Origin of the sequence: Xanthobacter sp., assembly GCF_041911315.1 — a bacterium.
GTDB classification, from domain to species: Bacteria; Pseudomonadota; Alphaproteobacteria; order Rhizobiales; family Xanthobacteraceae; genus Xanthobacter; species Xanthobacter aminoxidans.
On record NZ_JAYRPE010000012.1, the window covers coordinates 29,296 to 51,315 of the forward strand.

Consider the following 22,020-nt stretch of genomic DNA (forward strand, 5'->3'; position numbering starts at 1 on the left):
GACGCGCAAGGAGGATCAGATGGCCATACGCGTCGGCATCGGCGGCTGGACGTTCGAGCCGTGGCGCGGCGTCTTCTATCCGGAAGGCCTGCCCCACGCGAAGGAGCTGCCCCACGCGGCATCCGTGCTGAAGACCATCGAGATCAACGGCACCTTCTACCGCACGCCCTCCGCCAAATCCTGCGCCGAATGGGCGCGGCAGGTGCCGGACGGCTTCGTGTTCGCGCTCAAGGCGACGCGCTACGTCACCCAGCGCCGCGTGCTGGCGGAGGCGGAGGAGAGCGTCGGCAAATTCATCACCAGCGGCATCGTCGAGATGGGCGACCGGCTCGGCCCCATCAACTGGCAGTTCGCGGCGACGAAAGCGTTCGACCCCGACGACATGGCCGCGTTCATGGCCCTGCTGCCGAAGGCCCATGACGGCGTGGCCCTGCGCCACGCGCTGGAGGTGCGGCACCCCTCCTTCGCCGTGCCCGAGTTTGTGGAGCTGGCACGGAAGCATGGCGTCGCCATCGTCTTCGCCGACCACGAGACCTATCCCGCCATCCCCGACCTGACGGCGGACTTCACCTATGCCCGGCTCCAGCAGACCGCCGAGACGATCGAGACCGGCTATGGCGCCGCCGACCTCGCGCGCTGGGCGAAGGCCGCGAAGGCGTGGGAGGCCGGCACCGTGCCCGAGGGCCTGCCGCAGGCGGGGGCGCCCGCGAAGGCGAAGGGAAAGACGGCGGCCAAGCGCGATGTCTTCCTCTACCTCATCGGCGGTGCGAAAGTGCGCAACCCGGCCGGCGCCATCGCCTTGCAGCGGCAGGTGGACGGCGAGTGAACAGCCGTTGACCTCAATCAACGCCGGATGTGTGCACTGCGGTAAAGAGATGATGCAGAGACGGTTCCCGACGCCCCGCGGGAGTGCCATCCTCCACCGGCATCGCGGGGGCGTGCCAGCCCCCTGAAGGTGTCCCTATGAAGCGCTCCCTTGCCATCCTCGCCGTCATCGTCGCCCTCGCGGCCGCAGGCGGCGCCGGGGCGTGGTATCTCGCGCACCGCAGCCGCGCCCTGCCCCCAGGCTTCGCCGAGGGCAACGGCCGCATTGAGGCCACCGAGGTGGACGTCGCCACCAAGGCCCCCGGCCGGCTGCTCGACGTGCTCGCCGAGGAGGGCGACTTCATCAAGCAGGGGCAGGTCATCGCGCACATCGACGTCTCGGACCTCGAGGCGGCCCTGCGCACGGCGGATGCGCAGGCAGCGCAGGCGCGCCAGTCCCGCGACACGGCCATGCATGTGGTGGAGCAGAGGAAGGGCGAGCTGGACCTCGCCACCAAGGAGCTGGAGCGGCAGGAAACCCTTGTCGCCAAGGGCTTCGCCACCGAGCAGAAGGTGGACCAGTATCGCACCACCAAGCTCACCGCCGCCGCGGCGCTCGCCGCCGCCCAGTCGAGCCTCGCGGCGAGCGAGAGCGCCATCCGCGCCGCCGAAGCGGAGGTGGACCGCCTGAAGCGCCTCGTCGCCGACGGCACCCTCATCGCCCCCAAGTCCGGCCGGGTCATCTACCGCCTCGCCGAGCCGGGCGAGGTGCTGGGCGCGGGCGGCAAGGTGCTGACCTTCATCGACCTGTCCGACGTCTACATGACCATCTTCCTGCCCGCCGCCGACGCCGGGCGCATCGGCCTCGGCACCCCCGCACGGCTGATGCTGGAGCCGCTGCCCGACCGCGCGGTGCCGGCCGCCGTCTCCTTCGTCTCGGCCCGCGCCCAGTTCACCCCCAAGCAGGTGGAAACCCAGCGCGAGCGCGACCGCATGATGTTCCGCGTGAAGCTTCGCGTCGCCCGGCCGCTGGTGGAGAAGTATCTGGACCATGTGAAGACCGGCGTCACCGGCGTCGGCTACGTCCGGCTCGATCCCGCCGCCCAGTGGCCCGCCTGGCTCGACTCGGACCTCGTGCGCGACGCCGCCGATGCGCCCAAGGACGCGGGTACCAAGGACGCGGGAGCCAAACCGTGAGCGAGGCCGCTCCGGCGGCACTCCCGGACGCCGTCCGGCTCGCCGGCATCCACCACGCCTACGGGAAGACGCGCGCGGTGGACGGGGTGGACCTCACCATCGCCGAAGGTTCCGCCGTCGCCCTCGTGGGGCCGGACGGGGTGGGCAAGTCCACCCTCCTCGGCCTCATCGCCGGGGCGAAGCGCATCCAGACCGGCCGGGTGGAGGTGCTCGGCGCGGACTTCGCCGCGCGCAAGGCGCGGGAAGAGGCGCAGCCGCGCATCGCCTTCATGCCGCAGGGGCTGGGGCGCAACCTCTATCCCAACCTCTCGGTGGCCGAGAACATCGCCTTCTTTGCCCGCCTGTTCGGCGAGGATGCGGCGGCCAAGGGCGCCCGCGTCGCCCCCCTGCTCGCCGCCACCGGCCTCGACCCGTTCGCCGACCGACTCATGCGCAAGCTCTCCGGCGGCATGAAGCAGAAGCTCGGCCTGTGCTGCGCGCTGGTCCACGACCCCGACCTTTTGCTGCTGGACGAGCCCACCACCGGCGTCGATCCCCTCTCCCGCCGGCAGTTCTGGGACTTCGTGGACACCATCCGCGCCGACCGCCCGCACCTGACCCTCCTTGTCGCCACCGCCGACATGGAGGAGGCCGCCCGCTTCGGCCGCGTCGTGCTGATGGACAATGGCCGCATCCTCGCCGACGGCAGCCCGGCCGAGCACCTGGCCCGCACCGGCCAGCCGACGCTGGAGCGCGCCTTCATCGCCTTGCTGCCGGACGGCCAGCGCGGCGACGGCGACGCCGCGCTCCCGGTTGCCGCCATTCCGGCCGACGCGCCGGTGGCGATCGAATCCCGCGGCCTCACCCGCCGCTTCGGCGACTTCGTGGCGGTGGACGATGTAAGCTTCACCATCCGCCGCGGCGAGATCTTCGGCTTCCTCGGCTCCAACGGCTGCGGCAAGTCCACCACCATGAAGATGCTCACCGGCCTGCTGCCGGCAAGTTCCGGCGAGGCGCTGCTGTTCGGCGTGCCGGTGGACCCGAAGGACATCGAGACGCGCCGGCGCGTCGGCTACATGTCGCAGGCCTTCTCGCTCTACGGCGAACTCACCGTGCGGCAGAATCTGGAGCTGCACGCCCGCCTGTTCGCCTTGCCGGAGGACGCGGCGGCCAAGCGCATCGCCGATCTCGTCGCCACCTTCGATCTCAAGCACCATCTCGACGACCTCTCGGACGGCCTGCCCCTCGGCGTGCGCCAGCGCCTGTCGCTGGCCGTGGCGGTGCTGCACGAACCGGAGGTGCTGATCCTCGACGAGCCCACATCCGGCGTCGATCCGGTGGCCCGAGACGGCTTCTGGGATCACCTCCAGCGGCTCTCGCGGGATGAGGGCGTGACCATCTTCGTCTCGACCCACTTCATGGGCGAGGCGGAGCGCTGCGACCGCATCTCCTTCATGCATGCCGGCCGCGTCATCGCCACCGGCACGCCGCAGGCGCTGAAGGACGCGCAGCACGCGGCGAGCCTGGAAGAGGCATTCGTCGCCTATATGGAGATGGGCGGCCGCGCCGCCGGCACCGAGGCCCGCCTGCCGCCGCCCCAGCCACGACCGGCGGGAAAGCCGGCCGCCTTCTCCCCCCGCCGCCTCGCCGCCTATGCTTGGCGCGAAACGCTGGAGCTGAAGCGCGACCCCGTGCGCCTCGCCTTCGCGCTGCTCGGCACCGCCTTCCTGATGATCATCTTCGGCTACGGCATCACGCTGGACGTGGACAAGCTGCGCTTCGCCGTGCTCGACCGCGACCAGACGCCGGAAAGCCGCGCCTATATCGACGGCTTCGCCCACTCCACCTATTTCCGCATCCAGCCGCCGCTCGCCTCGCCGGACGATCTCGACCAGCGGCTGAAGTCCAACGCCATCGCCTTCGCCATCGAGCTGCCGCCGAACTTCGGCGCCGATCTGCGCTCTGGCCGGCAGACGGAAGTGCTCGTCACCATCGACGGCGCCATGCCGTTCCGGGCCGAGACCATCAAGGGCTATGTGGAGGCGGTGCACACCATGTTCCTCGCCGATGCGGCGCAGGCGGCGGGGCGCAGCTTCTCCGCCTTCGCCGGGCTGGAGATGCGCTATCGCTACAACCAGTCCTTCCGCAGCCTCGACGCCATGGTGCCGGCCAACATCGCGCTGATGCTCATCTTCATCCCGGCCATCCTCACCGCGCTGGGCGTGGTGACGGAGAAGGAGCTGGGCTCCATCACCAACCTCTACGTCACGCCGGTGACGAAGCTGGAATTCCTGCTGGGCAAGCAGGCGCCCTATGTGGGGGTGGCGCTGTTCAACTTCGTCGTCATGGTGCTGATGGCGCTGTTCCTGTTCGGGGTGCCGCTGAAGGGCTCGTTCCTCGGGCTGGCGCTGGGGGCCTTCGCCTATGTGCTGGCGACGACCGCCATCGGGCTCGTCTCCTCCACCCTCACCAACACCCAGGTGGCGGCGCTGTTCGGCACGGCCATCGGCACCATGATGCCCGCCACCCAGTTCTCCGGCATGCTCCAGCCGGTGGCCTCGCTGGAGGGCGGGGGATGGGTGCTCGGCACCTTCTTCCCCACCACCTATTTCATGCGGGTGAGCGTGGGCGCCTTCACCAAGGGGCTGAGCTTCACCGAGCTTCTGCCGTTCGTCATGGCCACCGCCGCCTTCTGGCCGGCGCTGCTGGCCATCGCCTTCCTCATCCTGCGCAAGCAGGAGACCTGACATGGCCGCGCCCGCCCCCTCCGCGAAAGCCCCCGCCCCCCGCCGCCTGCCGCTGGCCAACGTCCACTGGCTGGTGGGCAAGGAACTGCTCGGCCTGTGGCGCGACCGGGCGCTGCTGGTGCTGGTGGTCTATGCGTTTACCGTCGCCATCGTGCTGCAGGCCAACGGCATGAAGCACGATCTCAACCGCGCCGCCGTGGCGGTGGTGGACGAGGACAATTCCGCCCTCTCCAACGCCATCCTCGACGCGCTGCTGCCGCCCTCCTTCCAGCGCCCGGTGCCCATCGCCCCGCAGGACGTGGACCCGATGATGGACGCGGCGCGCTACACCTTCGTGCTCAACTTCCCGCCCAACTTCCAGGCGGACGTGCTGGCCGGACGCAGCCCCGAGGTGCAGCTGCTCATCGACGCCACGGCGCTGATGCAGGCCGGCCTCGGCGCCAACGACATCTCCGCCATCTTCCAGACCGAGGTGAACCGCTTCGTCCTGCGCCATTCCGAAGGGGTGGCGAGCCCGGTCAACCTCCAGATCCGCGCCGCCTTCAACCAGGGGCTAGAATCTTCGTGGTTCACCGGCACCATGGGCCTCATCACCAACATCACCATGCTCTCGGTGCTGCTCGCCGGCGCGGCGCTGATCCGCGAGCGCGAGCACGGCACGCTGGAGCATCTGCTCGTGCTGCCGGTGCGCCCCTCCGAGATCATGCTGGCGAAGGTGGTGGCGAACGGAGCGGTGATCCTCGTCGCCACCCTCGTCAGCCTCATCGCGGTGCTGAAATGGGTGCTGGGCGTGTCCATCGCGGGCTCGATCCCGCTGTTTCTCGCCGGTGCCGCGCTCTATCTGTTCTTCACCGCGTCGCTTGGCATCTTCCTCGGCACGCTGGCCGGGTCCATGCCGCAGTTCGGGCTGCTGTTCTTCCTCGTGGTGCTGCCCATGAACATGCTGTCGGGCGGGTTCACGCCGCTGGAGAGCATGCCCGAATGGTTGCAGGTGGCCATGCAGGCCTCGCCCTCCACCCAGTTCGTGGCCTTCGCGCAGGCCATCCTCTACCGGGGCGCGGGGCTGGAGACCGTGTGGCCGCGCTTCGCCGCCACCTTCGGCATCGGCGCCCTGTTCTTCGCCGTGGCGCTGGCCCGCTTCCGCACCTTCCTCGCTGCGCAGCAGTGAGGGCGTCCTGCACGTCTACGCTCAAGCGCCGCGCGGGCTTGGTTTGCCTCCGCTCAGGCGCCGCGCGGGCTTCAGATGTAGTCGACGAAAGAGGCGAGCTGCTCCTGGGAGAGGTCCCGCATCTGGGCGAGGGTGTAGGTGTCGAGCACCGTGCCGATGGCGTCGCGCACCCGCACCATGAGCAGGCGCACCTCGCAGGTGGCGATGTCGCAATCCTCGCACGGCTCGTAGGCGTTGCGGCTGGCGCAGGGGAAGGGCGCCAGCGGCCCGTCGAGGGCGCGGATCATCTCGCCGACGATGATGTCGTCCGGCGCCTTGGCGAGCCGGTAGCCGCCGAGCTTGCCCTTCTTGGACGAAAGGAAGCCGGCGTTGCGCAGCTCGCCGAGGATCACGTCGAGGAATTTCTTCGGGATATTGTTGGCCTCGGCGATATCAGCCACCTGCGTGGAGCCGCCGGGCGGCAGACGCGCCAGGTGCACCGCCGCCTTGAGACCGTATTTTCCCTTTTTCGTCAGCATGGAGCGCCCTCTTTCGGGCTTATGGGGACATCGCGCGTCGCCGTCAACGGCGGCCACGTGAAATTCGGGGCGGCGTCACTTGGCGCCGGAGCCGTCCTTCAGCTCGTAGCGGCTCATCAGCGGCGCCTGGGCGATGGCGAAGGCGAAGGTCAGCGGCAGATAGCCGAAGGTCTTGAAGGCGACCCAGGTGTCGGTCGAAACCGACCGCCACACGATCTCGTTCAGCACCGCCATGACCAGGAAGAAGATGCCCCAACGGATGGTCAGCTTGCGCCAGCCTTCCTCGGTGAGCTTCACCATCCCGTCGAAGACGTAAGGCAGGAGTGGCTTCTTGAAATAGAGCCCGCCCAGCAGCAGCACGCCGAACAGGGCGTTCACCATGGTCGGCTTCAGCTTGATGAAATGGTCGTCCTGAAGCCACAGCGTCAGGCCGCCGAACACCATCACCACCAGCGCCGACACCAGCGGCATCACCGCGATGCGCCGCGCCAGCACCCACATGGCGCCGAGCGCCAGCAGCGTCGCCACCATGAAGACGCCGGTCGCCACATAGATGCCGCCGCGCCCGTTGGCGATGAAGAACAGCACCAGCGGGCCGATCTCCAGGCCGATCTTGAGCCACGGACTCATCTTGCGGGGGGCGGGCGAGGAGGCGGGCGCGGGCACTGGAGCTTGTGATTGGGTCATTCAGGCGGGCCGGCAGGAGAAAAATACCGCCGATCCCGGCGGTTCAGCCGGAACGGCGCGACGTCCCCCATGTGGCGCGTGTCGGGCCAACAATCAAGCCGCGCGCGGTTCAGCGCAGCGGGCCGAGGCACGCGACCAGTTCCGGCCCCTCCTTCGGCACCCGCGCCTGAAGACGGGCGGCAAGCCGCTGGACGCCGGCGCTAGGGTTGCCGGCGTCGCGCCGGTGCGGATTGGGCAGCATCACCGCCAGCAGCGCCGCCTGCCGCGCCTCTACCTGCGCCGCCGGGATGCCGAAGGCGCGCCGGGCGCCGGCCTCGACGCCGAACTCCCCGTTCGGTCCCCATTCGGCGATGTTGAGATAGATCTCGATCAGCCGCCTCTTGCTGACCACCAGATCGAGCCAGATGGCGAGCGGCATCTCGATGGCCTTGCGGATGAGGGCCCGCCCCGGCCAGAGGAACAGGTTCTTGGCGATCTGCATGGGGATGGTGGAGGCGCCGCGGGTCTCCTCCAGATCGTCGGCCTTCTCAAGCGCCTCGCGCAGCTCGCCGATGTCGATGCCGATGTTCTGGCAGAAGCTGGCATCCTCCGAGGCGATGACGGTGCGCACCAGCGCCGGCGACATCTTCTCGATGGGCGTCCACACGCGCTCCACCCGCTCACCCGTGATCCAGCGGCCGATCATCAGCGTCGAGACCGGATTGACGACGTTGTAGAGGACGGAGAGCAGCAGCGGGATGGCGGCGAGGACGAGCACCACCCGAAGCACCAGACGGATCATCCCCAGCCCTCCCCGCCGCCATGCGGCTTGACCTTGCCCCCTGGTTGGGGCACCCGGTGGCCCCCGTCAACGGTGCGCCCCGCCCGGGCGTTCCCACCTTGCCCTTCTCAGCCACGCTAGGCCACCCGGTGACCTCTTCCCTCAAGGATCGTCTCGACGCCGCCGCCGCCATCACCGAAACCCGGCTCGCCACCGCGCTCGGCGCGGCGGCGCTGCCCGGCGAACGGCTGCGGCCGGAGCGCCTGATGGGCGCCATGCGCCACGGCGCGCTGGGCGGCGGCAAAAGGCTGAGGCCCTTCCTGGTGATCGAGGGGGCGGCCCTGTTCGGCGTCACGGCGGAGGCCGCCGTGACCGCCGCCACCGCCATCGAGTGCGTGCACTGCTATTCCCTCGTCCATGACGACCTGCCGGCCATGGACGACGACGACCTGCGCCGGGGCCGGCCCACCGTTCACAAGGCCTATGACGAGGCCACCGCCATCCTCGCCGGCGACGGGCTGCTGACGCTCGCGTTCGACCTGCTGGCGGGCGAGGACGCCCATCCCGATCCCGCCGTGCGCATCGCGCTGGTGCGGGCGCTGGCGCGGGCGGCGGGCATCGGCGGCATGGTGGGCGGGCAGATGCTGGACCTCGCCGCCGAAGGGCGGTTTACCGGCGGCACGCCCCTCGCCCACGGCGAGGACGCCATCCGCGACCTGCAGGCCATGAAGACCGGTGCGCTGCTCGCCGTCTCGGCCGAGACGGGGGCGATCCTCGGCGGCGCGGATATGGGCCAGCGCGCGGCGCTCCTCGCCTATGGGCGGGCGCTGGGCGCGGCGTTCCAGATCGCCGACGACATCCTCGACGTGGAAGGCACGGCGGAAGAGGTGGGCAAGAAGGTGGGCAAGGATGCCGCCGCCGGCAAGGCGACGCTGGTCTCCCGGCTCGGCCTGCCAGAGGCGCGCCGGCTGCTGGACCGTCTGGTGGCGGAAGCGGCGGACGCCCTCGCCCCGTTCGGCGCGCGCGGCGAAATCCTCGCCGAGGCCGCCCGGTTCGTGGCCGCGCGGCGCAGCTGAGCGCATTTTCGGATGGGAGCGGCCGGCGAACCGGCCGCCTCCACAGGCGTTCTCAGACGGCCGTCCTCACACCGCGAGGTCGCGCCTGTCCTCGACGGTGGAATCGGCGCGCATCCGGTAGACCATCGGCACGCCGGTGAGCACCTCGCGCTTCATGATGCCTTCGGGAGACAGCTTCTCCAGCACCATGATGAGGGCGCGCAGCGAATTGCCGTGGGCGGTCACGATCGTGGTCTCGCCCCGCAGCACGCGCGGCAGGATCTCCTGATTGTAATAGGGCAGCGTGCGGGCCACCGTATCGCGCAGGCTCTCGCCGCCGGGCGGGGGGATGTCATAGGAGCGGCGCCACACATGCACCTGCTCCTCGCCCCACTTGGCGCGGGCGTCATCCTTGTTGAGGCCGGAGAGGTCGCCGTAGTCCCGCTCGTTCAGCGCCTGGCTGGCCAGCGTCTCCACGCCCTCCTGCCCCATCTCGCCGAGCACCAGCGACAGGGTGCGCTGGGCGCGGGAGAGGAGCGAGGTGAAGGCGACGTCGAACTTCAGGCCTTCGGCCTTCAGGAGCGCGCCCGCCCGCTTTGCCTCCGCGACGCCCTGCTCGGTGAGGTCGGGGTCACGCCAGCCGGTGAAAAGGTTCTTCAGGTTCCACTCGCTCTGCCCGTGACGGACGAGGACGAGGATGCGATCCGACATGAAAAGTCTCCAGACACTCAGAAATCGGCGAGGCCGAGCACATCGGCCATGGAATAGAGCCCCGGCTCCCGCTTGGTCTCTCCGCATTTCGTCCAACGGGCGGCGGCAAGCGCGCCGTTGGCGAAGAGCGTGCGATCCTCGGCCTTATGAACCAGTTCGATGCGCTCGGCGGCGCCGGCGAAGATCACCATGTGCTCGCCCACCACGGAGCCGCCGCGCAGGCTGGCAAAGCCGATATTGCCCTTCACCCGCGGGCCGGTGATGCCGTCGCGGCCGCGCTCGGAGCAGTCGTCGAGCCTGCGGTTGCGACCCGCCGCCGCCGCCTCGCCCAGCAGCAGTGCGGTTCCCGAAGGGGCATCCACCTTCCGGTTGTGATGCATCTCCACGATCTCGATGTCGAAGTCGTCGCCCAGCGTCGCCGCCACCCGGCGGGTCAAAGCGGCGAGCAGGTTCACCCCGAGGCTCATGTTGCCGGACTTGACGATGACCGTGCGCAGCGCCGCATCGGCGATGGCGGCGTTGTCCTCGTTGGAGAGGCCGGTGGTGCCGATGACGTGGGCGATCCCGGCCTCGGCGAGGCGGCCGGCGAGGCGCACCGTGGCGGCGGGGGTGGAGAAGTCGATCACCACGTCGGCGCCGTTCAGCGAAGGCGCGACGTCGCTTTCGACGGTGACGCCGTTCGGTGCCCCGCCCGCCATCAGGCCCGCATCCTCACCGAGATGGGGGGAGCCGGCATATTCGAGCGCGCCCACGAGCTTCAGCCCCTCGGTCTCGGCGATGGCGCGGATGAGGGTGCGGCCCATGCGGCCGCCGGCCCCGGCAATGACGATGCGCAGATCGGTCACGGGTGTGTCCTTAAGATGGGCCGCGCTCAGGCGGGTGGCAGCTCGCGCCCGGTATAGCCGGAGATGATGAGGAAGTCGGCCACCGACGCCTCCTGCCGGATCGCTCGCGCCGTCTGGTAGGCGGGAGAGAAATAGCACGCGCGCGCCGTCGCCACGTCCTTGAACGCGGTGACGACATACCGTGAACGGCCATGGCCTTCCAGAAGATGATTGCGCCCCCCGCGCACCAGGAACCACGCACCGTATTCGGTGAAGGCCTCGGCAGCGGCAGCGGCATAGTCCTTGTACCGATCGGGGTCGGTCACATCCACCTTGACCATCCAGTAGCCGCGCGGGTTGTCGGCCGTGCCCTCCGGCGGCTCCGGCGAGAGCTGCGGGCCGTCGAAGCCCTCCACCGCGGCAAGGTCGGCAATGGCGGTGGCCCCGCGCAGATCGCGCACAGGCCGGTAGTCGGGCGCGTCGTAGAGGGTGACAGCATCCTCATACGAGGGCAGTTCCACCAGCACGTTGCGATGGCGCTTGATGCCTTCGAGCTGCTCGAAATCGCCACCGCGAATCACGTAACGGAAGCCGTGCGACCGGGCGTAGGCGAAGGTCGCCTCCCGGTAGGTGATGTAGTCCACCGGATTGACCACATCGAGATTGAGGAACCAGTAGCCCTTTGCCATCGCTCCGCCCCCGTCACGCACCCTGAAGTTCGGCAAGGATCGCCTGCGCCGCCGCGACCGGGTCCTCGGCCGCCGTCACCGGACGGCCAACCACGATACGATCGGCGCCCGCCGCCAGCGCCTCGGCCGGCGTGGCGATACGCTTCTGGTCGCCCACCGCCGCCCCCTTCGGCCGCACGCCCGGCGTCACCACCCGGCGGTCGGGGCCGAGGATGGCGCGCACCATGGCGGCGTCGGTGGGAGCGCAGATGACGCCGGCGATGCCGGCATCCCGCGCCTGTCCGGCCCGCAGGCGCACGGTCTCGGTGACGCCGCCGATGACGCCGGTGGCGGCGAGGTCGGCATCGTCATAGGAGGTGAGCACGGTGACGCCCAGCACCTCAAGCTTGCTCCCGGCGGCGCCGCGCGCGGCGGCGGCCATGGTCATGGGGTAGGCGTGCACGGTGAGAATGTCGAAGCCCCTCTCGGCGGCGGCGGCGGTGGCCCGCTCCACCGTGTTGCCGATGTCGTGGAGCTTGAGGTCGAGGAACACCTTCTTGCCGGCAGCGATGAGGTCGGTGGCGAGGTCGATGCCCCCCGAGACCGCCAGCTCCAGCCCGATCTTGTAGAAGCTCACCACGTCGCCGAGCTGCGCGACGGCAGCCTCGGCGGCGGCGACGGAGGGATAGTCGAGGGCGACGATGAGCTTGTCGCGGACATCCGCGCGGATCGGGGTGCCCTGAACAACCTGCGTCATGCCGTCTCCTCCATTGCGCGCCAGCGGTCCGGCCGCCGCGCGGGACCCGCGCGGAACCAGCAGCCGCCCCCGACCGGTGGCTGGTCGTGGACGCGGGAGATGGGGTAGCCCGCCAGGTGGCACAGAAGCAAGGTGCCGACGCCGCCATGGCCGACGAAGAGGAGGCGCTGTCCCGCCCCGCCGAAGGCCGCCAGCGCCGCCTCCACCGCCGCGACGATGCGCGCCTGCGCATCCACCGCCCGCTCCCAGCCGCGCACGCTCTCGGTGGGGCGGGCGAAGAAGGCGTCGGCCATCTCTTGGAATTCGGCTTCGGGCAGGTAGCCGGTGGCGGAGCGGTCGTTCTCCTCCATCCCGTCGCGGATGATCACCGGAAGCCGGAGGGGCGCGGCGATCAGGGCCGCAGTCTCCTTCGCCTTCTCCTCGGTGGAGGAGATGACATGGCTGATGCCGGAGAGATCGAAGCGCGCGGCAAAGGCCAGCGTGCGCGCCCGCCCGACGGCGGACAGGCCCCAGCGCGGCACGGGGACGGCCGGGTCCACCTGGACCTGAGGATGGGTCAGATAGAGGAAATCCGTCACGGGCGGCACCGGCGGCGTAAGGCCGGCGCCGGACCGGCCGGGAAGGGGATCAGGGCCGGCGATAGGCCCAGACGCGGGCCGGGGGAATGTTGCGCCACACCCGCGGCGAACGCTCGCCCTCGATGGCGCCCGGCAGCAGCGGCACGGGCGAGACCACCGCATAGGTGAACTGCACGAAAGGCATACCGGAATGGGAGAGGTCGAACGCCTCGTTGACCATCCGGTGGCGCTCGCTCTCCGGCATGGTGAACAGCGGCAACGACGAAATGGTACCCACCGCCTTGCCGGGCAGGCGATCCTTCAGCGTCTTGCCGAGCTGGTAGGCATCGCCGTTGATGACGGTGACGCCGGGATAGCGCAGGCGCAGCAGGGCGCAGAATTCGGGATTGTACTCGATCAGGAACAGGCGCTCGGGGGCGAAGCCCCGCTGGATCAGCGCCTTGGTGACCGGGCCGGTGCCCGGTCCAAGCTCTATGACCGGGCCGTCCATCTTGGGATCGAGATAGCTCGCCATCATCTTGGCGAGCGCCGGGCTCGAGGGCGCGACCGCGCCGGTCTTGAGCGGATTCTGGAACCACGACTGCAGGAAACGCACCTCGTCCTTGAGGTTCGGCTTCTGGAGCAGGGGCTTCTGGAGCGGCCTGCGGTGGTCGTGGGACTGGAGCATCAACTGCACCTCGGGGCGCCCGAGCGGGTCGGATATCAGGCGCTTAGACGGGAAAGGGGGCCGGGTCAAGGTTCGCGGTTCGGGCGCAGGGCCCCGTGAAGCAGGTTGTCGAGGGCTGTCGCGAGGAGATCCTCCTCGGAAGCAACGAGAAAGGCGGAGCAGGTGAGCTTCAGGCTGACCATGCCGTGCAGGACGATCCAGAAGGTCAGCGCGAGGCTCTCGATGTCGAGCCCGTCCCGCAGCCGCCCGGCGGTCGCGAGATTCTGGAACACGCCGCCGATGAGCGCGAATGCCGCCGCCCCGGCCGCATCCTTCCCCCCCAGCGCGGTCGCTGCGAAGCCCGGCTCCATGAAGATCAGCCGGTAGGTCTCGGGCTCGGCGCGCCCGAACGCCGCATAGGCGAGCCCCAGGGCCTTGAGCCGCTGGAGCGGGTCCACGGTCTTGCCCGCCTCGGCCAGGGCGTCGAGCAGAGCGCGCATGCCGGCCTCGCCGAGCTCGCGGGCGATGGCCTCGCGATTCTCGAAATGGAGATAGAGCGCTGCCGCCGAATAGCCGGCGGCCTCGGCGATGCGGCGCATGGTGAGCGCTTCGAACCCCTGGTCGAGAACGATCCGGCGCGCCTCGGCGAGGATGCGGGCGCGGGCGTCTTCCTTCCGACGGGCGCGCGGCGAGCCGCCAGCGGGCGGAGGCGAGGACTTCACTTCGGACACGACGGATCCCTGCCGCTTGACATGAACGATGTTCAGTTTATGAACGATGTTTAGTGAACATTGTTCAGGACCCCACCATAATGACCACCCCCGCTCCCCTGCAAGCCGTGGACGCGCCCCGAATCGCCCTCGTCGGGGCGACCGGCGCCATCGGCGACAGCATCGCCCAGGCCCTGAGCGCGGCCGGCACGCCGTTCGCCGTGGTCGGACGCTCCGCCGCCGGCCTATCGGCCGCCTTCCAAGGGCACCCCCTCGCCACCCCGCGCGTCTGGAACCCGGAGGACATGGCCAGCCTGCGGGCCGCCGTGCGCGGGATGGATACGCTCGTCCACATGGTGGGCGTGCCCTATGACGCCTTCCACCTCCATCCCCGCCTCATGCGGGCAGTGGTCGAGGCAGCCGAGGCGGAGGGGGTGCGGCGGGTGCTGCTCATCGGCACCGCTTATCCCTTCGGCCGGCCGCAGGCGGCGCGCGTGGACGAGAGCCATCCGCGCATGCCGCACACCTTCAAGGGGCGGATGCGCAAGGAGCAGGAGGACATCCTGATGGAGGCCGACGCGCGCGGTGCGCTGCGAGGGCTGATCCTGCGCCTGCCCGATTTCTATGGCCCCGGCGTGGAGCGCAGTTTCCTCACCGACCTCTTCGCCGCCGCTGCGGCCGGACGCCGGGCCAAGGTGGTGGGGCCCATCGACACCCCGCACGAATTCGTCTTCGTGCCGGACGTGGGGCCGGTGGTGCGGGCCCTGCTCGGCCGGGAGGAGGTTTTCGGCCGCAGCTACGATCTCGCGGGGGCGGGCACCATCACCGTGCGGGAGGTGGCGCGGCAGGCGTTCGCCCTCGCCGGTCGCGCGCCGAAGCTCATGGTCGCGGGCAAGACCATGCTGCGCCTCGCCGGCCTGTTCGATCCGGTCATGCGCGAACTCGTGGAGATGCATTATCTGATGACCACGCCGGTGATCTTCGACGGCAGCGCCCTCGAACGGGCCATCGGCCCCATCGCGAAGACGTCCTATGCGGACGGCATCGCCCAATGCATGGCAGCGGCGCGCGCCGGCTGAGCGCCGGCGCGGATCAGGCCCCCTCGCCGGCCGCGCCCTGGAAGAATTCCTTCACCTTGGCGAAGAAGCCGGCGGATTCGGGATGGGTCTCGCCGGAGCTTTCCTTGTCGAATTCGGCGAGCAGTTCCCTCTGACGCTTGGTCAGCTTCTGCGGCGTTTCCACCACCACCTGCACATACATGTCGCCGGCGGAGCGCGAGCGCAGGATGGGCATGCCCTTGCCGGAGAGGCGGAAGCGCTTCTGCGACTGGGTGCCCTCGGGAATCTTCACCTTGGTCTTGTCGCCGTCGATGGTCGGCACTTCCACCGCGCCACCCAGCGCCGCCGTGACCATGGAGATGGGCACGCGGCAATAGAGGTCCGCCCCCTCCCGCTGGAAGAAGGCGTGCTGTTCGATGGACAGGAAGATGTAGAGGTCGCCCGCCGGCCCGCCGCGCACGCCGGCCTCGCCCTCGCCGCCGAGGCGGATGCGGGTGCCGTCCTCGACACCGGGCGGGATCTGCACCGAGAGGGTGCGCTCGCGCGTCACGCGCCCCGCGCCGGCGCAGGCGCCGCACGGGTCCTCGATGACGCTGCCGCGACCCTGGCAGGTGGGGCAGGTGCGCTCAAGGGTGAAGAAGCCCTGGGCATGGCGGATCTTACCGGCGCCGCCGCAGGTGCGGCAGGCCTTCGGCTGGGTGCCGGGCTTGGCGCCGGTGCCGTTGCAGGCCTCGCAGGCGACGGAGGTGGGGATCTTGATCTGCGCCGTCTTGCCGACGAACGCTTCCTCAAGGGTGATCTCCATGTTGTAGCGCAGGTCCGAGCCGCGCCCGCGCTGCTGGCCGCCGCCACCGCCGCGCCCGCGACCCATGGCGCCGCCGAACAGATCATCGAAGATGTCGGCGAAGGAGGAGGCGAAGTCGTTGCCGAAGCCGGGACCGCCGCCGCCATTCTCGAACGCGGCATGGCCGAAGCGGTCATAGGCGGCGCGCTTCTGGGGGTCCTTCAAGACCTCGTAGGCCTCGTTGACCTCCTTGAACATCACCTCGGCTTCCGCATCGCCCTGGTTGCGATCGGGATGCCACTTCATGGCGAGCTTGCGGTAGGAGGCCTTCAGCACCGTCTCGTCGGCGCCGCGATCGCAGCCGAGGGTTTCATAATAATCGCGCTTGGCCATCGTCTGCCTTCACCTGCCACACTGGCACTTGCCACGCCGGCTCTGTCTTGAGCGGCCATCCTGCAATAGCGATCGGATGCCGGTCCCCAGCCTCACGCACCCCGCTCAGCATCTGGAAGAAGGGTCGGCGCTGCGTCCGGCCTGCGCCCGGTCAATCCGGGGAATAACGCCTGAAACGGCGCGAATCAAATGGCCGCCGCGGCGGCGAAAGACCGGCGGGGCTCGCCCGCCGGTCCTTTTCAAAGTCACGCAGACTTCTTCTTGTCGTCGTCGACCTCGGTGAACTCGGCGTCCACCACGTCGTCCTTCTTGGCCGCACCGGGCTCCGCGCCGCCCTGCTGGGCCGCGTACATGGCCTCGCCGAGCTTGAGGGAGGCCTGGGCGAGGGTGTTGGTCTTGGCGGTTATCGCCTCCACGTCGTCGCCTTCCAGCGAGGACTTGAGGTCATTGAGCGCCGCCTCGATGGCACCCTTCTCCGCCGCGCCGACCTTGTCGCCATGCTCGGCGACGGCCTTCTCGGTGGAGTGGACGAGGGCTTCCGCGTGGTTCTTGGCTTCCACCAGGGCCCGACGCTTCTTGTCCTCGGCCGCGTGGGCCTCGGCGTCCTTCACCATCTTCTCGATGTCGGCGTCATTCAGGCCGCCCGAGGCCTGGATGCGGATCTGCTGCTCCTTGCCGGTGCCCTTGTCCTTGGCGGAGACCTGCACGATGCCGTTGGCATCGATGTCGAAGGTCACCTCCACCTGCGGCACGCCGCGGGGCGCCGGGGGAATGCCCATGAGGTCGAACTGGCCGAGGATCTTATTGTCCGCCGCCATCTCGCGCTCACCCTGGAACACGCGGATCGTCACCGCGGTCTGGCCATCCTCAGCCGTGGAGAACACCTGGCTCTTCTTGGTGGGGATGGTGGTGTTGCGGTCGATGAGGCGGGTGAACACGCCGCCCAGCGTCTCGATGCCCAGCGACAGCGGGGTCACGTCGAGCAGCAGCACGTCCTTCACGTCGCCCTGGAGCACGCCCGCCTGGATGGCGGCGCCGATGGCGACCACCTCGTCCGGGTTGACGCCCTTGTGGGGCTCCTTGCCGAAGAACTGCTTCACCACTTCCTGCACCTTGGGCATGCGGGTCATGCCGCCGACGAGGACGACCTCGTCGATCTGCCCGGCGGTGAGGCCGGCATCCTTCAGCGCGAGCCGGCAGGGCTCGACGGTCCGCTGGATGAGGTCATCCACCAGCGCCTCGAACTTGGCGCGGGTGAGCTTCATGGTGAGATGCTTCGGGCCGGTCGCATCCGCCGTGATGAAGGGCAGGTTGATCTCGGTCTGGGTCGCGGACGACAGCTCGATCTTGGCCTTCTCGGCGGCTTCCTTCAGCCGCTGGAGGGCGAGCTTGTCGTTGCGCAGGTCGATGCCCTGCTCCTTCTTGAACTCATCGGCGAGGTAGCCGACGAGGCGCATGTCGAAGTCCTCGCCGCCAAGGAAGGTGTCGCCGTTGGTGGACTTCACCTCGAACACGCCGTCGCCGATCTCCAGCACCGACACGTCGAAGGTGCCGCCGCCGAGGTCATAGACCGCGATGGTGCCGGCCGACTTCTTGTCGAGGCCGTAGGCGAGAGCCGCCGCGGTGGGCTCGTTGATGATGCGCAGCACCTCGAGGCCGGCGATGCGGCCGGCGTCCTTGGTCGCCTGGCGCTGGGCGTCGTTGAAGTAAGCGGGGACGGTGATGACCGCCTTCTCCACCTTCTCGCCCAGGAACGACTCGGCCGTCTCCTTCATCTTCTGCAGGATGAAGGCGGAGATCTGCGAGGGGGAATACTTCTTGCCGTCGGCTTCCACCCAGGCGTCGCCGTTGTCGGCGCGCACGATCTGGTACGGCACAAGGTTCTTGTCCTTGGCGACGGTCGGGTCGTCATAGCGGCGGCCGATGAGGCGCTTCACCGCGAAGAAGGTGCGCTCGGGATTGGTGACGCTCTGCCGCTTGGCAGGCTGACCGACGAGACGCTCGCCGTCCTCCGTGAAGGCGACGATGGAGGGCGTGGTGCGCGCGCCCTCGGCGTTCTCGATGACTTTCGGGGTGGACCCCTCCATCACCGCGACGCAGGAATTGGTGGTGCCGAGGTCGATACCGATGATCTTGGCCATATGATTCTCCTTGCCGGCAGGCCGACCGGGCCCTTGCGGCACCCGAGGTGGAGGGCCGCGAGCCCCTCTCGCGACCGATCCGCCGGCCCCCTGAAACTTTAGAATTGGGGTTCGCCGCGAAAACAGCGATCGAGGCGCATATAGGGGGGGTGATTTGGCCCCGCAAGGCATGGTAGCAGGCGCCACGCTCCATTTTTCACAGCCGCGCGAGGAAAACGGATGGCCCCCTTCAAGCCAACCGCCGGGCCCGGTCCCGGAGCCGATCCGCGCACGGCCCTCATCCTCGTCGATCTGCAGGTGGACTTCCTGCCCGGCGGTGCCCTTGCGGTCCCCGGCGGCCATGACGTCGTGCCCCTCGCCAACCGGCTCGCCGCAGGCTTCCGCAACGTCGTCCTGACTCAGGACTGGCATCCGCAGGGGCACATTTCCTTCGCCTCGACCCATCCTGGCCGGGCGATCTACGACATGATCGATCTGCCTTACGGCCCGCAGATCCTGTGGCCGGACCATTGCCTGCAAGGCACGCCGGGCGCCGCCTTCGCGCCGGGTCTGGACGTGCCCCACGCGCAACTGGTGGTCCGCAAGGGCCACCACAAGGCCATCGACAGCTATTCCACCTTCTATGAGGCCGACCGCACCACCCCCACCGGCCTTGCCGGATACCTCCGGGAGCGGGGAATAGATACCGTCTATCTCGCCGGCCTCGCCCTGGATTTCTGCGTCTCGTGGTCGGCAGTGGACGCCGCACGGCACGGTTTTACCACTTACGTGATCGAGGACGCCTGCCGCTCCATCGACGTGGACGGCTCGCTGGCGGCCGCCCTTGCCGACATGAACAGGGTCGCGGTCCGCCGGCTGGCGGCGGCGGACCTTCTCACCTGAACGAACGACCGCGACCGTGGACTATCCCTGATCGGCGGCGGTCATCATGCCGAACGGCGCGCCGGTGGCGTCGCAGACGATGGCGATGCGGCCGACGCCGGGAATGTCGAAAGGCTCACGGATCACCTGCCCGCCGGCCGCTTTCAGCAGCTCCACACGCGCGCCCACATCGTCCACATTGATATAGCTGAACCAGTGGGGTGGCACCTGCGGCGGCAGGATCTCGGTCTTGTCCATCATCCCGGCCACCGGCTCGCCGCCGAGGGTCGCGACGTAATAGGCGTGGCCGCCGTCCATGGGCATCTCGCTGAAGGTCCAGCCCAGCGTCGCGGCATAGAAGGCCTGCGCCTTCTCCACGTCGTCGGTCATCAGCTCGTTCCAGTAGAATTTCCCGTGCGGGCCCATCGGCGCCTCCCTCGAACCGGCCGGATGGCCGGCGGCACTATGCCCGAGGCACGGCGCCGCCGCCACGCAGGGCGAGACCTACTCCACGATCAGGATGATCCGCCGCGAGCGCGGCTCCACCACCGCCGCCTCATTGCCGGGCAGGGTGACGTAGCGGTATTGGGAGAGGCCGGCGCCCGGCGCGTATCCGGCCTCGTCCAGCGTCTGGTAGCCCTCGTCGGCGTCGAAGTCCGCGCCGTCGCCCGGCTGGCCATAGTCCTCCTGCGCCACCGCCTGCCCATAGCGGCCATAGGGCTCCGGGGCGGCGCCGAAGCGGCGCAGGTCCACGTCGGGCGGCACCACCGCACCCACCTCGGCGACGAAGCCGCCGGGGATATCCGCCGGCGGAACCGGGTGGCGGACCACATAGGTCTCGATGTAGCGCCGCTGCACCGGCGTGAAGGTCACATAGCCGCCGGGCACCGCCACCGTGGTCTGGGCGGCGGCGGGGGAGACGCCCCCGGCGACCACCAGCGGGAGGAAGGCGACAGCGACCAGACCGGACAGCATCACCGGACGCGCCCGGCCTCGCGAAAAAAGACCATTCGACAGGAGATGATTGCGCATGACGACAACTCCTCTTCCCGACCCCAGCACCGGGAAGGCATCGTCCGCGGGGATTCTGTCGGCATATGGCCGAAACCTGAGATGAAATATATAGTTACTACCTTGTTAAAACCGGCGTCAGGACAAGGGAAAGCCACCATGCCGCTGCCGCCTCTTCTTCAATCTGCCAAGATCACGTGCGCAAAGATCACGGCGTCCGGACGATGACGGGATCTGCGGCGGCAGCGCCGGCTCCCCTCGAACTCCAGCCCGGTGCCCTCTGGTTCCGCGAGGCGCTGGACCGGGAGGCGCAGGCCCTGCTCCTCGCCGACATCCGCGCGGTGCTGGATGAAGCGCCCCTCTTCACGCCCACAATGCCGCGTTCGGGCCAACCCTTCTCTGTGCGCATGAGCAATTGCGGGCCGCTCGGCTGGGTGTCGGATGCCGCCGGCTACCGCTACCAGAGCTTCCACCCGGACACGCGCCGCCCCTGGCCGGCCATGCCGCCGCGACTGATGGAGCTGTGGGAGCGCCTCGCCGGCGGATCGGCGCCGCCCGAGGCGTGCCTCATTAATTATTACGCGCCGGACGCCCGCATGAGCCTGCACCAGGACCGCGACGAGGCCGACTTCACCGCGCCGGTGCTGTCGGTGTCGCTGGGCGATACCGCCGTCTTCCGTGTGGGCGGCGAAACGCGGCGGGGGCCGACGCGCTCCATCCATCTCTCATCGGGCGACGTCTTCCTGCTGTCCGGGCCGAGCCGCCTCGCCTTCCATGGCATCGACCGCCTGCTGCCCGGCACCTCCCGGCTGGTCGAGGAGGGCGGGCGATTCAATCTCACGCTGCGACGCGTCACCGCCGCGTGATCGGCCACTTTTCCGCCACGTCATTCACAGAAAAGCCGGATTGCCGCCGGACACAGGCAGACCGGCCCGCAGGCGAAGGCCCGCTTTGGCCGGGTTCCGCCGGAGCCCTCGATGCGCCTCGCCTTCACGTCCGCCTTCCTCTCCGCCGCCTTCGCCGTCCTCTTCGCCTTATCGCTGGCCGCCCCCGCCAGTGCGACGGAGGTGATGTATCCGCGCGGCTCGGCCCTTGGCCTCGTGCCCCCGCCGGGCATGGTGGAGAGCAACCAGTTCGCCGGCTTCGAGGACGACGCGACGAAGTCCTCCATCCTGGTGGTGGACATGCCGGCCGATGCCTATGACCAGCTCCTGCCGGGCTTCAGCGCACAGGCCCTGAACACGCGGGGCGTGATCCTGGAAGACCGCGAGGACTTCCCGCTCAAGGACGCGAAGGCGGTCCTGTTCATCGGCCGCCAGACGGCCGGACCGGTGACCGTGCGCAAATGGGTGCTGCTGGTGGGCAGCGACAAGGGCACGGGCATCGTCACCGTGCAGGTGCCCGAGGCGGGCGCGTCCAGCTATCCCGACAAGGTGGTGCGCCAGGCGCTGTCCACCATCACATTCCGCAGCGTCGCCGATCAGGCAACCTCCCTGCCCTTCGCCGTCACCAACCTCGCCGGCTTCCGCCCCGTGCGGGCGCTGGGCGGCACGACGCTGCTGCTCACCGACGGACCGAAGGATGCCCTCGACGGCCCCGACCAGCCGGTGTTCGTCGTCTCCATCGCCGGCGGCGCGCCGCGCGACGACGAGCGCCGCCAGTTTGCCCTGCGCGCCCTCTCCACCATTCCCGGCGTGAAGGACTTGAAGCTCGACAGGGCCGAGCCCCAGCGCATCAACGGACAGGCCGGCTTCGAGGTGATGGCCACCGGCGCCGATGCCCGCACCGGCGTGCCCATCAAGGTGGTGCAGTGGATCCGCTTCGGACCCACCGCCTACATTCGCATGGTGGGCGTGACCAAGCTCGACGCCTTCCCCGACGTCTATGACCGCCTGCGCGCGCTGCGGGACGGCGTGGAGTCCCGCTAGGCGCGCATTGCGCCGGTACCACCCGCGGGATTACC

At 69.3% G+C, this 22,020-nt stretch carries 23 protein-coding genes; 9 read left to right on the top strand and 14 right to left on the bottom strand.

Annotated features, from left to right (window positions below; translation table 11 throughout):
* Nucleotides 1–19: 19 nt before the first annotated feature.
* From ACE3QW_RS04980 to ACE3QW_RS04995, 4 genes are all read left to right on the top strand, one after another.
* Nucleotides 20–826 carry a DUF72 domain-containing protein gene (locus ACE3QW_RS04980; protein WP_374250686.1) on the top strand — a complete coding sequence of 269 codons (807 nt, stop codon included), beginning with the start codon at nt 20–22 and terminating at the stop codon, nt 824–826.
* 137 nt (nt 827–963) lie between these two features.
* Complete coding sequence (locus ACE3QW_RS04985) at nt 964–2,001, top strand: HlyD family secretion protein (protein ID WP_374250687.1); 1,038 nt, start codon at nt 964–966, stop codon at nt 1,999–2,001.
* Nucleotides 1,998–4,727, top strand: a complete 2,730-nt coding sequence (gene rbbA, locus ACE3QW_RS04990) for a ribosome-associated ATPase/putative transporter RbbA (RefSeq protein ID WP_374250688.1) — start codon at nt 1,998–2,000, stop codon at nt 4,725–4,727. Before ACE3QW_RS04985 ends, rbbA begins: the two co-directional genes overlap by 4 nt.
* Before the next feature lies 1 nt (nt 4,728).
* Nucleotides 4,729–5,895, top strand: a complete 1,167-nt coding sequence (locus ACE3QW_RS04995; RefSeq protein ID WP_024281238.1) for an ABC transporter permease — start codon at nt 4,729–4,731, stop codon at nt 5,893–5,895.
* A gap of 71 nt (nt 5,896–5,966) precedes the next feature.
* On the opposite strand, the gene ACE3QW_RS05000 is transcribed toward ACE3QW_RS04995, so the two are convergent.
* The 3 genes from ACE3QW_RS05000 to ACE3QW_RS05010 form a co-directional block, all read right to left on the bottom strand.
* Nucleotides 5,967–6,413: an Rrf2 family transcriptional regulator gene (locus ACE3QW_RS05000; protein WP_024281239.1), complete on the bottom strand. Its 447-nt coding sequence runs from the start codon at nt 6,411–6,413 to the stop codon at nt 5,967–5,969.
* 75 nt (nt 6,414–6,488) lie between these two features.
* Nucleotides 6,489–7,100 carry a septation protein A gene (locus ACE3QW_RS05005; RefSeq protein ID WP_374250689.1) on the bottom strand — a complete coding sequence of 204 codons (612 nt, stop codon included), beginning with the start codon at nt 7,098–7,100 and terminating at the stop codon, nt 6,489–6,491.
* A gap of 109 nt (nt 7,101–7,209) precedes the next feature.
* Nucleotides 7,210–7,881, bottom strand: coding sequence for a transglycosylase domain-containing protein (locus ACE3QW_RS05010; protein ID WP_374250691.1), 672 nt, complete (start codon nt 7,879–7,881; stop codon nt 7,210–7,212).
* 128 nt (nt 7,882–8,009) lie between these two features.
* Here ACE3QW_RS05010 and ACE3QW_RS05015 point away from each other — a divergent pair, with 128 nt between their 5' ends.
* Nucleotides 8,010–8,936, top strand: coding sequence for a polyprenyl synthetase family protein (locus ACE3QW_RS05015; protein WP_374250692.1), 927 nt, complete (start codon nt 8,010–8,012; stop codon nt 8,934–8,936).
* 66 nt (nt 8,937–9,002) lie between these two features.
* Here the strand turns inward: ACE3QW_RS05015 and ACE3QW_RS05020 are convergent, their stop codons facing one another.
* From ACE3QW_RS05020 to ACE3QW_RS05050, 7 genes are all read right to left on the bottom strand, one after another.
* Complete coding sequence (locus ACE3QW_RS05020) at nt 9,003–9,626, bottom strand: 2,3-bisphosphoglycerate-dependent phosphoglycerate mutase (protein WP_250167782.1); 624 nt, start codon at nt 9,624–9,626, stop codon at nt 9,003–9,005.
* Between the two features lie 17 nt (nt 9,627–9,643).
* Complete coding sequence (dapB, locus tag ACE3QW_RS05025; protein ID WP_374250693.1) at nt 9,644–10,471, bottom strand: 4-hydroxy-tetrahydrodipicolinate reductase; 828 nt, start codon at nt 10,469–10,471, stop codon at nt 9,644–9,646.
* Nucleotides 10,472–10,497: 26 nt separating this feature from the next.
* Nucleotides 10,498–11,139, bottom strand: a complete 642-nt coding sequence (locus ACE3QW_RS05030; protein ID WP_374250694.1) for a DUF1330 domain-containing protein — start codon at nt 11,137–11,139, stop codon at nt 10,498–10,500.
* A 13-nt stretch (nt 11,140–11,152) separates the two neighbouring features.
* Nucleotides 11,153–11,875, bottom strand: coding sequence for an orotidine-5'-phosphate decarboxylase (pyrF, locus tag ACE3QW_RS05035; RefSeq protein WP_374250695.1), 723 nt, complete (start codon nt 11,873–11,875; stop codon nt 11,153–11,155).
* Nucleotides 11,872–12,453, bottom strand: a complete 582-nt coding sequence (locus tag ACE3QW_RS05040) for a histidine phosphatase family protein (protein WP_374250696.1) — start codon at nt 12,451–12,453, stop codon at nt 11,872–11,874. The genes pyrF and ACE3QW_RS05040 overlap by 4 nt, the downstream gene beginning before the upstream one ends.
* Nucleotides 12,454–12,502: 49 nt before the next feature.
* Entirely contained in the window at nt 12,503–13,120 is a 618-nt protein-coding gene (locus tag ACE3QW_RS05045) for a class I SAM-dependent methyltransferase (protein WP_024281248.1), read from the bottom strand.
* Between the two features lie 65 nt (nt 13,121–13,185).
* Nucleotides 13,186–13,830 (bottom strand): TetR/AcrR family transcriptional regulator, encoded by a 645-nt coding sequence (locus ACE3QW_RS05050; protein ID WP_374250697.1) that lies wholly within the window; start codon nt 13,828–13,830, stop codon nt 13,186–13,188.
* 80 nt (nt 13,831–13,910) lie between these two features.
* Here ACE3QW_RS05050 and ACE3QW_RS05055 point away from each other — a divergent pair, with 80 nt between their 5' ends.
* Nucleotides 13,911–14,888: an NAD-dependent epimerase/dehydratase family protein gene (locus ACE3QW_RS05055; protein WP_374250698.1), complete on the top strand. Its 978-nt coding sequence runs from the start codon at nt 13,911–13,913 to the stop codon at nt 14,886–14,888.
* 13 nt (nt 14,889–14,901) lie between these two features.
* Here ACE3QW_RS05055 and dnaJ read toward each other — a convergent pair whose 3' ends face one another.
* Together dnaJ and dnaK are read right to left on the bottom strand one after the other, a co-directional pair.
* Nucleotides 14,902–16,044 carry a molecular chaperone DnaJ gene (gene dnaJ / locus ACE3QW_RS05060; protein ID WP_029556483.1) on the bottom strand — a complete coding sequence of 381 codons (1,143 nt, stop codon included), beginning with the start codon at nt 16,042–16,044 and terminating at the stop codon, nt 14,902–14,904.
* Nucleotides 16,045–16,289: 245 nt separating this feature from the next.
* Nucleotides 16,290–18,185, bottom strand: a complete 1,896-nt coding sequence (gene dnaK, locus ACE3QW_RS05065) for a molecular chaperone DnaK (protein ID WP_029556482.1) — start codon at nt 18,183–18,185, stop codon at nt 16,290–16,292.
* A gap of 219 nt (nt 18,186–18,404) precedes the next feature.
* Between dnaK and pncA the strand changes: the two genes are divergently transcribed.
* A complete protein-coding gene (gene pncA, locus ACE3QW_RS05070; RefSeq protein WP_374250699.1) occupies nt 18,405–19,067 on the top strand; it encodes a bifunctional nicotinamidase/pyrazinamidase in 663 nt (220 codons plus the stop codon).
* 21 nt (nt 19,068–19,088) lie between these two features.
* On the opposite strand, the gene ACE3QW_RS05075 is transcribed toward pncA, so the two are convergent.
* Together ACE3QW_RS05075 and ACE3QW_RS05080 are read right to left on the bottom strand one after the other, a co-directional pair.
* A complete protein-coding gene (locus ACE3QW_RS05075) occupies nt 19,089–19,472 on the bottom strand; it encodes a VOC family protein (RefSeq protein ID WP_029556480.1) in 384 nt (127 codons plus the stop codon).
* A 78-nt stretch (nt 19,473–19,550) separates the two neighbouring features.
* Entirely contained in the window at nt 19,551–20,078 is a 528-nt protein-coding gene (locus tag ACE3QW_RS05080) for a hypothetical protein (RefSeq protein WP_374250700.1), read from the bottom strand.
* A gap of 203 nt (nt 20,079–20,281) precedes the next feature.
* Between ACE3QW_RS05080 and ACE3QW_RS05085 the strand changes: the two genes are divergently transcribed.
* Together ACE3QW_RS05085 and ACE3QW_RS05090 are read left to right on the top strand one after the other, a co-directional pair.
* Entirely contained in the window at nt 20,282–20,923 is a 642-nt protein-coding gene (locus ACE3QW_RS05085; protein ID WP_374250701.1) for an alpha-ketoglutarate-dependent dioxygenase AlkB, read from the top strand.
* A 111-nt stretch (nt 20,924–21,034) separates the two neighbouring features.
* Complete coding sequence (locus tag ACE3QW_RS05090; RefSeq protein WP_029556477.1) at nt 21,035–21,985, top strand: hypothetical protein; 951 nt, start codon at nt 21,035–21,037, stop codon at nt 21,983–21,985.
* Nucleotides 21,986–22,020: the final 35 nt, after the last annotated feature.